The 12,749-nt window shown below is 63.8% G+C and carries 15 protein-coding genes and 1 tRNA gene; 4 read left to right on the forward strand and 12 right to left on the reverse strand.

The features are described 5' to 3' along the window. Nucleotides 1–10: 10 nt before the first annotated feature. The 9 genes from V6M39_RS11420 to V6M39_RS11460 all read right to left on the reverse strand — a co-directional run bounded on the left by V6M39_RS11420 (nt 11) and on the right by V6M39_RS11460 (nt 8,510). Nucleotides 11–907, reverse strand: coding sequence for a type II secretion system F family protein (locus tag V6M39_RS11420; protein WP_332643942.1), 897 nt, complete (start codon nt 905–907; stop codon nt 11–13). A gap of 4 nt (nt 908–911) precedes the next feature. Beyond that, nucleotides 912–2,831 carry a type II secretion system F family protein gene (locus V6M39_RS11425; protein WP_332643943.1) on the reverse strand — a complete coding sequence of 640 codons (1,920 nt, stop codon included), beginning with the start codon at nt 2,829–2,831 and terminating at the stop codon, nt 912–914. 30 nt (nt 2,832–2,861) lie between these two features. Next, nucleotides 2,862–4,301, reverse strand: coding sequence for a CpaF family protein (locus V6M39_RS11430; protein WP_332643944.1), 1,440 nt, complete (start codon nt 4,299–4,301; stop codon nt 2,862–2,864). Further along, nucleotides 4,298–5,110: an AAA family ATPase gene (locus V6M39_RS11435; protein WP_332643945.1), complete on the reverse strand. Its 813-nt coding sequence runs from the start codon at nt 5,108–5,110 to the stop codon at nt 4,298–4,300. The genes V6M39_RS11430 and V6M39_RS11435 overlap by 4 nt, the downstream gene beginning before the upstream one ends. Before the next feature lie 44 nt (nt 5,111–5,154). Then, entirely contained in the window at nt 5,155–5,961 is an 807-nt protein-coding gene (cpaB, locus tag V6M39_RS11440; protein ID WP_332643946.1) for a Flp pilus assembly protein CpaB, read from the reverse strand. Between the two features lie 38 nt (nt 5,962–5,999). Next, nucleotides 6,000–7,277 (reverse strand): TadE/TadG family type IV pilus assembly protein, encoded by a 1,278-nt coding sequence (locus V6M39_RS11445; RefSeq protein ID WP_332643947.1) that lies wholly within the window; start codon nt 7,275–7,277, stop codon nt 6,000–6,002. Further along, a complete protein-coding gene (locus tag V6M39_RS11450; protein ID WP_332643948.1) occupies nt 7,265–7,681 on the reverse strand; it encodes a TadE/TadG family type IV pilus assembly protein in 417 nt (138 codons plus the stop codon). The genes V6M39_RS11445 and V6M39_RS11450 overlap by 13 nt, the downstream gene beginning before the upstream one ends. 318 nt (nt 7,682–7,999) lie before the next feature. Continuing rightward, on the reverse strand, nt 8,000–8,200 hold the full coding sequence (locus tag V6M39_RS11455) for a Flp family type IVb pilin (protein ID WP_332643949.1): 201 nt from the start codon (nt 8,198–8,200) through the stop codon (nt 8,000–8,002). Nucleotides 8,201–8,433: 233 nt separating this feature from the next. Continuing rightward, a tRNA-Arg gene (locus tag V6M39_RS11460) sits at nt 8,434–8,510 on the reverse strand. A gap of 65 nt (nt 8,511–8,575) precedes the next feature. Between V6M39_RS11460 and V6M39_RS11465 the strand changes: the two genes are divergently transcribed. From V6M39_RS11465 to V6M39_RS11475, 3 genes are all read left to right on the forward strand, one after another. Then, nucleotides 8,576–9,355: an HAD-IIA family hydrolase gene (locus V6M39_RS11465; RefSeq protein WP_332643950.1), complete on the forward strand. Its 780-nt coding sequence runs from the start codon at nt 8,576–8,578 to the stop codon at nt 9,353–9,355. Nucleotides 9,356–9,462: 107 nt separating this feature from the next. After that, nucleotides 9,463–10,365, forward strand: coding sequence for an NAD-dependent epimerase/dehydratase family protein (locus V6M39_RS11470; RefSeq protein WP_332643951.1), 903 nt, complete (start codon nt 9,463–9,465; stop codon nt 10,363–10,365). Continuing rightward, a complete protein-coding gene (locus tag V6M39_RS11475) occupies nt 10,346–10,534 on the forward strand; it encodes a hypothetical protein (RefSeq protein WP_332643952.1) in 189 nt (62 codons plus the stop codon). The genes V6M39_RS11470 and V6M39_RS11475 overlap by 20 nt, the downstream gene beginning before the upstream one ends. Before the next feature lie 4 nt (nt 10,535–10,538). Here V6M39_RS11475 and V6M39_RS11480 read toward each other — a convergent pair whose 3' ends face one another. Beyond that, the gene (locus V6M39_RS11480) at nt 10,539–10,904 is read right to left on the reverse strand and encodes a DUF4345 family protein (protein WP_332643953.1); all 366 of its coding nucleotides are present in this window, start codon (nt 10,902–10,904) and stop codon (nt 10,539–10,541) included. 219 nt (nt 10,905–11,123) lie between these two features. On the opposite strand from V6M39_RS11480, the gene V6M39_RS11485 reads away from it, so the two are divergent. Further along, entirely contained in the window at nt 11,124–11,729 is a 606-nt protein-coding gene (locus V6M39_RS11485; protein WP_332643954.1) for an AraC family transcriptional regulator, read from the forward strand. On the opposite strand, the gene mscL is transcribed toward V6M39_RS11485, so the two are convergent. Together mscL and V6M39_RS11495 are read right to left on the reverse strand one after the other, a co-directional pair. Beyond that, nucleotides 11,726–12,103 carry a large conductance mechanosensitive channel protein MscL gene (gene mscL / locus V6M39_RS11490; RefSeq protein WP_332643955.1) on the reverse strand — a complete coding sequence of 126 codons (378 nt, stop codon included), beginning with the start codon at nt 12,101–12,103 and terminating at the stop codon, nt 11,726–11,728. The genes V6M39_RS11485 and mscL overlap by 4 nt on opposite strands. Nucleotides 12,104–12,152: 49 nt before the next feature. Next, on the reverse strand, nt 12,153–12,737 hold the full coding sequence (locus V6M39_RS11495; RefSeq protein ID WP_332643956.1) for an SAF domain-containing protein: 585 nt from the start codon (nt 12,735–12,737) through the stop codon (nt 12,153–12,155). Nucleotides 12,738–12,749: the final 12 nt, after the last annotated feature.

The following is a 12,749-nucleotide window of genomic DNA, read 5'->3' on the forward strand; positions in this document are numbered from 1 at the left end:
CCGCGCCGTGCTAGAGCCCGGAGAACAGGTCCATGATGTTCAAGATTGCCGGGCCGAGGACGACGACGAAGAGGGCAGGCAGGATGCAGAAGATCAGAGGTAGCAAGATCTTCACAGGCAGCTTCTGCGCCTGCTCCTCAGCGCGTTGCCGCCTCACCACGCGCATCTGACCGGACTGCGCGCGCAGGACGTCGCCGATCGAGATGCCAAGCTCTGTCGATTGAACGATCGAAGAGATGAAGGTACGCAGCTCTGGGATATCGGTGCGGTCGGCGGCCGCGCGCAGCGCGTCGATGCGGGAGCTGCCGAACTGCATTTCTTGGATCACGCGAGCGAACTCGAACGCGGCGGGGCCATCCATGGTCTGTGCCACTCGCCCGAGCGCAGCGTCAAACCCGAGCCCGGCTTCCACGCACACGGTCAGCATGTCGATCGCGTCGGGTAGGTCGGAGCGCATCTCGATCTGGCGCCGCTCGCCAAGGTTGCGAATCCAGATGTCGGGCAGGAAGAAGCCAAAGGCTGCTCCGGCGACAGGGAGGAACACCGTGGTGAGAGGTCCGTACTGCAACCCTGTGTAGAGGCCCAGCAGCATGCCAGCCGTCAGTCCGATGCCCTTGAAGGCCAGGACCCGCTCAGGAAGCCAACCTGCCGGGTTGCCGGCGATGTCGAGCCGACGTTGCAGGCGCCGCGTGTAGTCGGCCGGTGTGAGTCGGCGCGCGACAAAGGCGAATCGCTCATACAGCGGCGGGATCTCTTGCGCACCCAGTGAGCTCTTGGTCGGTCCGGGCGCGGGAGTGGTCGATGTCGATGGGGACGCGTGGTCCGCGGGCACTGGCGCAGTCACGAGGTAGACCGCCAGCGCAATGGCCAGTCCAACGGCCGCGGCACCAATCAGCAGAATCGTCATCAGTTCACACCTCGATCTTCACGAGCTTGCTGAGCCAGAAGATTCCGAACGCGAGAAGCACTGCACCGATCGCGAACATGATCCAGCCGGCCAGCGATTGCGTCATGGGGTCGAAGTATCCCGGCCGAAACACGAACAGGAATCCTGCGACGAGGAACGGCAGGGCACTCAGGATCCACGCCGACATGCGGCCTTCTGCCGAAAGGACCCGCACGGTCCCTCGAAGTTCCGCGCGTTCGCGCATCGTCGACACCGTCGTTCCCATGATTTCAGCCAGATTGCCACCCACTTCGCGGGAGATGCGCACTCCGATGACGACCCACGCCAGGTCCATGCAGTTCATCCGCTGGGCAACTCCGTCGAGCGAGTCCTCAAGGCTGGCGCCGAGGCGGGCTTCGGCGAGCGCGCGACTGAGCTCGCTTGCCGTCGGTTCGGTGCCTTCGCGGACCACGGTTCCCAGCGCCTGAGGCAACGAGAACCCGGCGCGCAATGAGCCGGCAATGAGCTGCAGAGTGTCGGGAATCTGCTCAAGGAACCTCGCTTCGCGTCGGGAACGTCGGATCTTGAGGAAAAGGCGGCAGCCAAGCCATCCGAGCAGCCCGCCAATCGGAACCAGAAGGATGGAACCGATGAGTGCGCCGAGGAGCGCCGCCGTGGTGATGACGACACACACCTGCAGCACTGCCCATTCTTCGGGTTTCATGCGCAGGCCCGCGCCTTCGAGATCCGTGACCACCTTCTGACGTGATCCAGCGGACCGAAGCCGGCGATCCATCAGCGTGAGCGCGTGTCGGCTGACGGCCGAGCCAGTCGAGGTGCCAGGGGTCCGATCAGCGTCTCGCTCTCGCTGTGCGAGAGTCGCCGCTCCGACCCGATATCGACTGGCCTCGGCGAGGCGAGTGGCCGAGGTGATCCGATCGCGAGCCCTCTCCGGGATTCTCAGAAGGCCGACAAACACGAACAACAAGACACCGAAAACTGCGGCAAGCAGCGCGGGCAACAGGAACCCCGACGCGGGTGATTCCGTCGATTCCGTACTCGAGGGGGAGCCCTTCGTCAGAGCGGCGAACTTCACTGAAGCCTCTGCTTGCCAGGACTCATCCCCTGTTCCGCCGCTGACCACGATGGTCGAGGGCTTGCCGGCGAGCTCCTCGGGTACGAGTGCCTCCACCCGAAGGCGAGGCGCGAAGGTGGCGGCCGCGGACCGGAAGGCGTCGGCGAGCTGCTCGGCGTTGTCGGCAGCCCGCACTCGCCCATCTGACACTCCGGAAAGACGTTCAAGCGCTGCCTGGTCGCCCGGGAACCCGAATGCCACCACGTCAGCCTGCACTGAGCTGCGCTGAAGGGCAGCCGCTGCCTCTTCCAGGGACGAGGCGCTGCTCGTGTCCGAGCCGTCGCTCAGGATGAGTAGCCGTTGCTCGTCGGCGCCGGATACCTTCTGCGCTTCTCCCACGGCAGAGCCCACGGCGTCGTAGAGAGCGGTGTCGCCTTCGGGATTGACGTCGTTGAGCGCATCGGGAGCCAAGTCATGGTTCGTCGATGCGACGACGTCGACCTTCACCGTTTCGGAAAATGTGATCAATCCCAGCTCTACGTCGTCAGGAATGGCTTTGGCATAGTCAGTCGCTGCGCGGCGCGCAGCCTCGATGCGTGGGCCGACCATCGAGCCGCTCACGTCGACCACCAGATAGGCGATACGCCGGCCGGTTGCGGCGTCGGTCGGAGGAGCCTCTGCATCGACAGAGGACTTGAGTGCTTGTCCGTCGGTGGTGACCACGATCGACTCTGGAGACGTGACTGCGCCAGGCGGGCCGCTCACGGTGAGCGACACAGTGCCCTCGGCTACCTCGACGGCGCTGACCTTCCACGGGTCGGCAGCGCTCGCGGGGTTCATCGCCATCACCGCTGAGAGCAGGGCCGCCATACACGCAGTCAGCACGATCCGCATGGTGGGTCAGACCTGGCCGTCGAACAGTTCGGGCGCGGGGTAGATCCCCTGGTCCTGAAGCTTGTCGAGAAAGGCGGGCCGGATCCCGGTCGATTTGAGTGAGCCCAGGTAGCGCCCGTGTTCGTCGACGCCAGCGTGGAAGTCGAAGACGAAGATGTCCTGGAGGGTGATCATGTCTCCTTCCATGTGCGTCACTTCGGTGATGTGGGTGATTCGTCGTGATCCGTCCCGTAGACGGGCTTGGTGAACGATGAGATCGAGCGCTGAGGCGACCTGCTCGCGGATGGCCCGGGTGGGCAGCTCGACCCCGGCCATGAGCACCATGGTCTCGATCCTCGACAGGGCATCGCGCGGGGAGTTGGCATGCAGCGTTGTCAGCGAACCGTCGTGTCCGGTGTTCATGGCCTGCAGCATGTCGAGGGCCGCTCCGTCACGGACCTCGCCCACGATGATGCGGTCGGGGCGCATGCGCAGCGCGTTGCGTACCAAGTCGCGGGCGGTGACCTCGCCGCGCCCTTCGATGTTGCTGGGCCGGGTCTCCATGCGAGCCACATGGTCCTGGAAGAGCTGGAGCTCGGCTGCGTCCTCAATCGTGACGATCCGTTCCTCGCTCGACAGGAATGAAGACACGACGTTGAGCGTCGTGGTCTTGCCAGAGCCGGTACCGCCGCTGATGAGGATGTTCAAGCGGCCCTGGACGCAGGCTTCGAGGAGCACGGCGACGTCTTCTGAGATCGTGCCGAAATTGATGAGGTCTTGGACTCCGAACGGGTCAGCGGCGAACTTTCGGATGGTGAGCATCGAGCCGTCAAGGGCGATCGGGGCGATGACTGCGTTGACACGGCTGCCGTCGGTCAACCGCGCGTCAACCATGGGGCTCGACTCGTCGATGCGACGGCCTACACGTCCGACGATCTTGTCGAGAGTGCGGCGCAGATGCCTCTCGTCCGCAAAGGTGACGTTGGTGTCGTGGAGCTGACCGGACCTCTCGACGTAGACCCGGTCTGGGCCGACCACCATGATCTCGGTGACGTCAGGGTCCTGCAGCAGCGGTTCGAGTGGGCCATAACCGAGGATGTCGTCGGAGATCTCCTTCTGGATCTGCTGACGTTCTGCGGTGCTGAGCATCGTGTCCTGGGCCGAGATGACTTGCCCCAGTGTCTGCCGCACGCGGGAGTCGAGCTCTGCCTCGTCCATCTTCGCGTCATACAGGCTCGGGCCGAGGAGCTCGAGAAGCGCGTCATGGACGCGGCGCTTGATCTCGAGGAACGGATCGGCCACTGCGCGGCGACGACCAGCGGTCGCCGGTGTGTTCACGCGAGACTGGAAGGTGCGAGGCGCAGCCGGAACTGTTGGTTCGGCTGGTGTGGAACCAGGCGCCTTGGGGCCGGGGGAGTCTTCGTCCGGTCGCTTGGAGCGTGCGGAGAGTCGATCTGCAAGGTTCATTTTTTCCTCTTCCGTAGTCCAGGCCGCTTTTGACGGAGATCTGTACGGTCGCTATCCGCTGGCGGGAGCCAGCCCGTGACGAGCTCGTGGAGCTTCATGCTGAATGGATGGCCGGGATCCTCCAGCACCAACGGCCGCCCCTGGAGAATGGAGCGAGGCACATCGACTGTGTCGGGAAGCGAGGCAGCCAGCGGGCTCCCGATCACCGAGGACAAGTCGAAGGCGCTGGCGCCGGATGCGACCGCCTTGCGCCCCGGCTCCCGGTTGATGAGCAAGCTGCGTTCAGCTTTTGTGGCGATCAAGTCCAGCAGGTCGTTCTGCTGCCGAAGAGCCTTGGCGTTGAGAAAGTCAGGAGTGGCCACCAACAGGATCCTGTCGGCGGCCCATAGGGCGGCCGAAACCTGCGCGGTTTGGTGAGCGCTCGTGTCGACAACGACATAGTCGTACGTCTCGGCAAGGGCTGGCAGGAGGTCAGCGATCAGGTTCTGGGGGAGTGACAGTGCAGAACGCGGGTCGATGGGCGCAAGGATGCAGTTGAAACCGGGCAAGAACTCTGTTTTCAGCAGATCCAGCGGATCCTCGGTGTCATCCGGGATGTCGGCCTCCACGGCGTCGACAAGCGTGCGCACCGGATCGAGCTTCAGCGACAGGGCGATGTCTCCGAACTCGAGGTCAAGATCGACGAGGCAGACGCGTTGGCCTTGGTGATGCAGTGCCGCCGCGACGTTCGCGGCAATCGTCGTGCGGCCGACCCCGCCCTTGACCGCCGCGATCACCACGATCTTTCCGGCCTCATCCGCTTGATCCACAGGTGATGCGTCCAGAGGGGGATCACCATCGCTCGACATGGCGCTCACTTGCGGAAGAGTGGAGTCGGTGCGAAGTTGCCGAGATTGATGCGACCGCCGCTGTCCTTCGTCACGGAAGAGTTGGTGAGAAGCGTCAGGTAAAGCTTGCCGATTTCCTGGGCGAGGAGGATACGTTCGGCGGCCGCCTGATCAACCGACAAGGTGACGAGCACCTCGGCGTCCACGGCCCGGGAGCCGGCGAGTCCACCAGACTCGTCATCGCCGGTCCCGGAGACATTGCTGGGAGGTGCTTGGCTCACAGCGAGGACAGAAACTCGTGGAAGCAGGAGCTTCGAGGCGAAAGCGTCATCGCCGGCGATTGCCTTCCCGTCAGCGTCCTGCGCTTCCTCGACCTTGAAGGTAGCGTAGACGGCAACCTCAGACCCATTTCGGACAAATCCTGCGACCTCGGCATTGGCCGGCACCTTGATCGTGATCGCCTGCATTCGTGCCGGGATGGCCAGCTTTCCGGTGGCTGGTGCTCGCTCGCCGAACATGGCTCGGACGACGACCTGGCCGGGCTTGATCTCCGCAGTCGCGACCTCACCATCGGGAACATCAGCGTCCAAGTCGCGCAGAGCGGTCGACGGAGTGGCGCGTACGGGAAGCTTCTCCTCGCTGACGAACCCTCCTTCGACGACATCGTTCCACGAGGTGCCCAACGGGATGGTCTCGTCGACGATGAGGACGGACGCAGCTTCGATGCCATCGACTGCCCGCCGATCGGCTGACTTCGCATAGGCGAACACGGCGACCGTCCCGATGAGGGCGAGCACGACGGCGAGAGCGGTCAGTCCGAGACGTCTGTTCATGTGTCACTTTCAGGTTGGTGTTCCGAGAGAAAATGAGTTCAGCCTGCAAGGGATGCGCTGGTGAGTCCGAGATTGGTTCCGCCACCGCCGGACAGCTGCCCGCCCGTCACCAAGGCTTCGGTGAAGTACCCGGAGATGCAGATATCAGAGTTCGCCGTGGTGAAGCCCTGGTTCGGCTTGCCGCAGTAGGTCTGCTTGGAGTGCGGGAACCCGGCCGTCGAGTCCGCCATACCGACACGCGAGTCTCGCTTCTTGTCGCTTCCGAAGTTTCCGACGTTCCACCCCGTGACGACGAACGCGGCGAATCCCTCCAGGGTGTAGGTCATGTTCGAGCCGCTTCCGCTGGCGCTGGAATAGACCGGTAGGTAGATGGGGGTCGCGTTGGTGCGCGACTCCTCGAACAAGCCCTTGCACGATTTCACTGGATTGTTTCCGGAATCGCCCGGGTACGTCGATCCGTTGATTGTCACCTTGCAGGGGTCGTTCGTGCCCGCCAGCCAGCCGAACTGGCCGGGTGCGTTGGCGCCATTGCCCGAACCGCCACAGCCGCCGGCGGTATCGGCTCCGTGGGTGAACAACACGGTTTCCGACCCTCCGATTGATGCCGATCCCTTGGGAGTTTGTGGATCCTCGATATCCGCTTCCACGTAGATGTTTGAGTCCGGATCTGCCGGATCGACTCGGTACTGAGGGTCGGCGCGGCGGGCTTCAATCGTGTCGATGAAGCTGGGCGGTTCGCCGTTCGAATAGGAATTGTCGGTCTGTTGTGGAGCAAACTCCGTGCCTCCGGCGGTGTTCAGCTCCCATTCGCATTGTGAAATGGTGACGGCCGCGCAGTCGTCACATGAAGCCGGCGCGTCGAGGATGGCCTGCGCGCAGGCACCGACTACTTGGGTGCCGGAGGTGAAGTTCTCCATGGAACCCCCTTCCGGCGTCACGAGCACGTCGACATAGGGCGCCGAATGGGGGAGCGGGCACATCTGCCCGTTCTCCACCTCGGAAGCACACGCGGCGAGGCCGGGTGCCGTTCCGCAGACAAACATGGTCTCTCCAGCGAGTTGTCCGTTGGACAGGCTGTCGGCATACTGATTGGCCGCTGACGGGTCGCAGGTGCCGTCAGCGCACGTTTCTGCCACCGCGATCACGGCAGCATCGGCCGAGTTCTGATCCATGCCGCGCGCGACATACCATCCGCCGACATTGACGACGATGGCACCGAGGCCCAGGAGGACGGTGGGGAGGAGGATCGCGATCATCAGCGCTGTCGCGCCGCGTTCGTCTCGGGACGGGCCTTGCCGGGAGTCTATCCGCCGCATGGTGTCGTCGACCTTCCTTGGATGGTGGCCAGGCCGGGAACCGGTAGGACCGGCGCGATGCTGACGGTCGCCGTGGCCGAGGCGGGCGCGCCGCTGAAACAAGGAGAAGAGTTGACGGCTGCAACACCCGCACCGAACCCGGCTGGCCTGTTGGCGACAAACCTCGCTTGACCGACCGCGTTGCACGTCCCAGCGTCGGCGGTTGCCTGCGTGCTGCAGATGGCCGCGCTTCGGGCGGCCTCGCGGGCCAGCTGCGACGCGGTGATCTGCATGTTCAGGATGAACCCGAAGGCGATGAGCCCATAGAGCAGCGGACCCAGCACGAAGGTGAAGAGCAGCGCGAACTCCACGGCTTGGGCGCCGTGGTCGTCTCGTCTGCTTCGGCTGGTCTGCATGGTGGTCATGTGTTGGCCTGACGAGGTCAGAACAAGCTGTCTACTGAGTGAGCCAGGGCTTTGAAGTCGTTCAGTGCCGTACCGAGGGCGTTTGCGACGCGTGCCATGTGAACCTCCAGAAATTGGACGCCGCCACCCCGTTTGGAGTCCGGGAGTGGGTGGATCATCTGGCGCGGGATGGGAGGGCGATGTCAGAAGGAGAGCTCTGACATCGGCTTGGCACCCGAGAGAGGGTGAAGGGTGGTGATCTTCACCCTTTCTCGGGTGCCGCGGTCACTGCCTAGGCGGGACCACGAGAACGATGAGATTCGCTCTCAGCCGCAAGGATCAGTTGGTCGCCCAGCCGTTGACAGTGTTGGCAATGGCCTGGAAGAAGTCGTTCAGAGCCCCACCGAAAGCGCCGACGCCGACGATGAGGGCGATCGCGATTAAGGTAACCAGCAGGCCGTACTCGGTGGCGGTTGCGCCACGTTCGTCCTTCTTCGGCGGGCTGGTCAGCGCGAGGTAGAACTCAAGAAACTTGATCATGGTGAACTCCTAGGGTCGACACTCTCTCCGAGATTCGTACCGGGGTGGGAGTGAAAAGTGACTGCACACTGTATCTACGAGAGTGATAACTCGGTGATGGAAAGATAGTTACGGACACGAATGGACCAGCCCAAAGTTGGCTCGTTGTGACCATCGGAGGTAGTCCAAACGGGTCGGGCTCTGCTGACGCTGCAGACGGAGCCTTTGGCCAACGCGATGTGGCCCAAGAAACGTGGTGCCCTCGACAGGAATCGAACCTGTGACCTACCGCTTAGGAGGCGGTCGCTCTATCCAACTGAGCTACGAGGGCGCTGGGTCAGGTTATCGAGTACTTGCGATTTCATCGAACCCCGTATCCGGGTGGACAATGGATGCATGACGAAGCCCATCGAGTCCTGGCTCACTGACATGGATGGTGTGCTCGTCCATGAGGAGAAGGCAATCCCCGGCGCGCCGGAGTTCATCGAGCGGCTGAAGCAGAGCGGACGCAAGTTCCTCGTGCTGACCAACAACTCGATCTTCACCCCGCGCGACCTGTGTGCCCGGCTGCGTCGCGCCGGCATCGACGTCCCCGAAGAGGCGATCTGGACATCCGCGCTCGCGACCGCGAAGTTCCTGAGCGAGCAGCGTCCCGAGGGCACCGCGTACGTAATCGGCGAAGCCGGTATGACGACGGCACTGCACAACGTTGGCTACGTCATGACGAGCCAGGATCCCGAGTACGTCGTGCTCGGCGAGACGCGTACCTACTCGTTCGAGGCCATCACGAGGGCGATCCAGCTCATCGAGAATGGCGCGCGCTTCATCGCGACCAACCCCGATGCGACTGGCCCGTCGCCGCAGGGCTCGCTCCCGGCGACCGGATCAGTGGCAGCCCTCATCACCAAGGCAACCGGCGTCGATCCCTACTTCGTCGGCAAGCCCAACCCGTTGATGATGCGCAGCGCGCTCAACCAGATCGAGGCACACTCCGAGACGACCGTGATGATCGGCGACCGGATGGACACCGACGTGCTGTCCGGGCTCGAGGCGGGACTCCGCACGATCCTGGTCCTCACCGGCTCGACGGCGGCAGGAGCGGTCGAACGGTTTCCGTTCAGGCCGACCCACGTGTTCGACTCGATCGCTGACGTCACGCCGCTCGTCGAGGGCTGAGACTCGCACCAGATGACGGCTATTGCGGGGATTGTTATCATTCCGTAACCATCCGGGCAGGTGGCACCACCGCCGGTCCGGAGGCACCAACCACTCAAAGGAGTGACGTGAAGGTCTTCCTCACGGGTGCAAGCGGAGTGATGGGCCGATCGTCCATCGACGCGTTGCACCAAGCGGGACACACTGTCATCGGTCTTGCCCGCACAGCCGAATCGGCTGCCCAGATCTCAGCTGCCGGCGCTGAACCCTGTCTCGGTGACGTCTACGACGGCAATGCCCTAGTAGCCGGGATGCGCGGATGCGATGCCGTGGCCAATCTGGCCACGAAGGTGCCGGTCGGCATCGCCGCGCTGCGGCCTGGCTCGCTCAAGGAAGTCGAACGCATCCGCGTCGTTGGCTCCAAGGTCGTCGCCATCGCGGCGCGCGAGGCAGGCGTCGAACGTATCGTCCAGCAGAGCCTCAGCTTCATCTACGCCGACAACGGCGACGAATGGATCGACGAGCACAGCCCGATTGACCTCACCGGCGCCACCGAACCTGTGGTGGTTGCTGAGCACCGCATGGCCCGATTCGCTGAGAAGGGCGGCACGTCCGTCAGCCTCCGCTTCGGTCTCGTCACCGGCGATGACCGCAACACCGCCTGGATGTTCCGCCGAGCTCGTGCTGGCAAGGCGATCGGCATGGGCGCGAGGACTTCCTGGATGCACGTCATCCATCCCGCAGACGTCGGCTCGGCCGTCGTACACGCGCTTTCCGCTCCCGGCGGCATTTACAACGTTGGTGCGGAGCCGGTTCAGCGTGGCGACTACGTCGACACGATCGCGCAGGCTGCAGGCCAGGAGCAGGGCCACTTCCTGCCGAAGTGGGTCGAGCGTCTCGGATCCGACAAGCTCGAGATCCTCACCCGGTCGCAGCGCATCAGCTCACAGCTGTTCAGCGACCGTACGGGCTGGCACCCGACCTACCCCAAGCTGACACCGGACTGGTTCGATGCCTTCGCCCGAGTCTGAGCCTGAGCTGACCGAAAAAGAGGTAGCTCGCCGTCGCCGTGCCGCCGAGCTGCTCGGCGATCTCATCCCTGACACCACCTCGGACGACACCGACGAAGGCTGGGGCGAACGTGCCGCCCCAACATCCGACGAGGAATACCTCAGGGACGTCCCGCCGCACCACGGTTGATCGATCAGGCGGCCAGGAGCAGGAGGCCGCCGCCGACCAGTTCGACGCCGAAGTAGAACCAGATCGGGTAGAACTTCACCGACGTGTCGGCCAGACGAGACACGAGTCGACCCGCAGCCATGCCGATGAGGGCGAAGCCGACGGTCGTCGCAACGCCAGTACGTATGTCGCCGAGATCGAGCGCGGCCGCGCCCAGAACGCCGGCCATCGCGATGCCGAATCCTCCGTAGACAGCGCGCACCTCCGATCGAGCCTCTGGAGTCGCAACCGTGAGGTGAAATGGGGAAGCTAGCGCTGCAGGTGCGGCCAGGGCGTAGACACCCATCGCGAAGCAGAACACGGCGATGCTGGCGATGATCAGGCTGTCCATGGTGCTCCTCTAGATTGTTCCGACCGTGAGATCATCGCTCCCATGTCGGCCAGGGCGCTTCCAGAAACGCGCTCTCAGGCGACGGTGTGGTTGTGGTCTGGGCACGCAACGTACTGGGGGCCGTCGCTCCAGCTGGACGTTCACTCAGGATCGGTTCACTGCTTCGCGCTCGGCATCGACTCAACCTTCCTGGTGCGATCAGGGGGCGAGGAGCAACGCGTGCGCAGTGCGCTCATTCCGGCTCGGACAGCTCATCAGGTCGTCGCCGACGGGCGGATGGTGTTCTTCTACATCGATCCGAGTGCCGTCAGTGCCGAAAGGGTGCGCGACCAGATGCTGGGGCACACCGCCACCATCTCGTACCAGCATCAGGCCGAATCGTCGTTGATCTCGGCCTGGCAGGACACCGCCGAGCCGGATCCGGAGACGCTGTGGCGGTATCTCGATGAAGCGGCGAAAACGGGCGCAATGGACGAGCGGATTCGCACGGCAATGCGTCTCCTCCGGTCTCGACCCAACGAGAACGCGAAGGACATTGCGGCCGCGGTCAATCTTTCTTCCTCACAGTTCCTGCGCTTGTTTGCTCTGCACGCTGGTACCAGCTTTCGCCGCTACCGGCTGTGGGCCAAGATGTGCCGCGCGGCGGATGCGGTCAGCAATGGCGCTGACCTCACCACAGCTTCGACTGAGGCCGGATTCGCCTCGCCAAGCCACTTCAGCGACGCCTTCCGCGCCATGTTCGGGCTCTCGGCCACGCAGCTGATGTCCGGCCCGACGCGCATCATCGTTGCTGATTCAAAGCGCGCCGGGCTGGGACGTGACTAGCGCGCCTTGAGCGAATCGCGGATCTCGCGCAGCAGTGCGATGTCCTCAGGTACGTCCTCCGGCTCGGGCTCCTCTCCCGCCGCGCGGCGAGCCTGCAGCGCCTTGAGCGGCACCATGATGACGAAGTAGACGACCGCAGCGGTCAGTACGAACGTGATGATCGCGGTGATGAAGGCGCCGAACGTGAAGATCTGGTCATCGACGATCCACGACATGCCCGTCGGTCCGCCACCGCCGATCAGCCCGATCAGCGGGCTGACGAACGAGTCGGTGAACGACTTCACCAGTGCCGCGAATGCTGTGCCGATGACGACCGCGACGGCGAGGTCGACGATGTTGCCGCGAAACAGGAAGTCTTTGAAGCCTTGAATCATGGTTGCCCTCCGATGGGAGTTGAGTTGTGCGTCCGACCCTAGCCAGCGCTCATGACGACTGCATAACGGTGAAACGTGACTCGAGACCTGCCGAAGCCAGGTCGAGGGCCACCTTCTCGGTAGTGACGATTCCGAGTGCCAGGGCATCGCGCTCGTCGACCGACGGAATCGTCACGACTTCGACGCCCCGCGCCACGACCTCGGCCTTGGACTCACCGTTCGGATCGACGGCGATGACATCGATGCGGTCACCAACCTGCACGCCGGTCAGGGCATCGGAATCAGGGATCGAAACGCTGGTGAGCACGGCTCCTTCGCCATACGCGTCGAGTGCATCTGGCCGGAGTACGCGGTAGTCCGTGAACGGCTCACCGGCACGCATCGGTCCAGCGACGCGTCGACCGATCGCGCTCGTGGAGGTCAGCGCGTGGTCGGGGGCCGACGTCAGGGTGGCAACGCGTAGGTCTGACTTCTCGACAACATGACCGCTCACGAGGTCATGACGGGCAACGACGACATGTACGCCATCGGGGTCCTGGCGAACGGCGCTCAGTCCGGCAAGCACAGCGAGACCAGCACAGATCGCGGCGATCAGACGGTGGTGGAGAAAGACGAAGCGGCGAATGGAGTCCATCGCCGGACTCTA

It is taken from the genome of Aeromicrobium sp., assembly GCF_036675695.1.
Taxonomy (GTDB): Bacteria; Actinomycetota; Actinomycetes; order Propionibacteriales; family Nocardioidaceae; genus Aeromicrobium.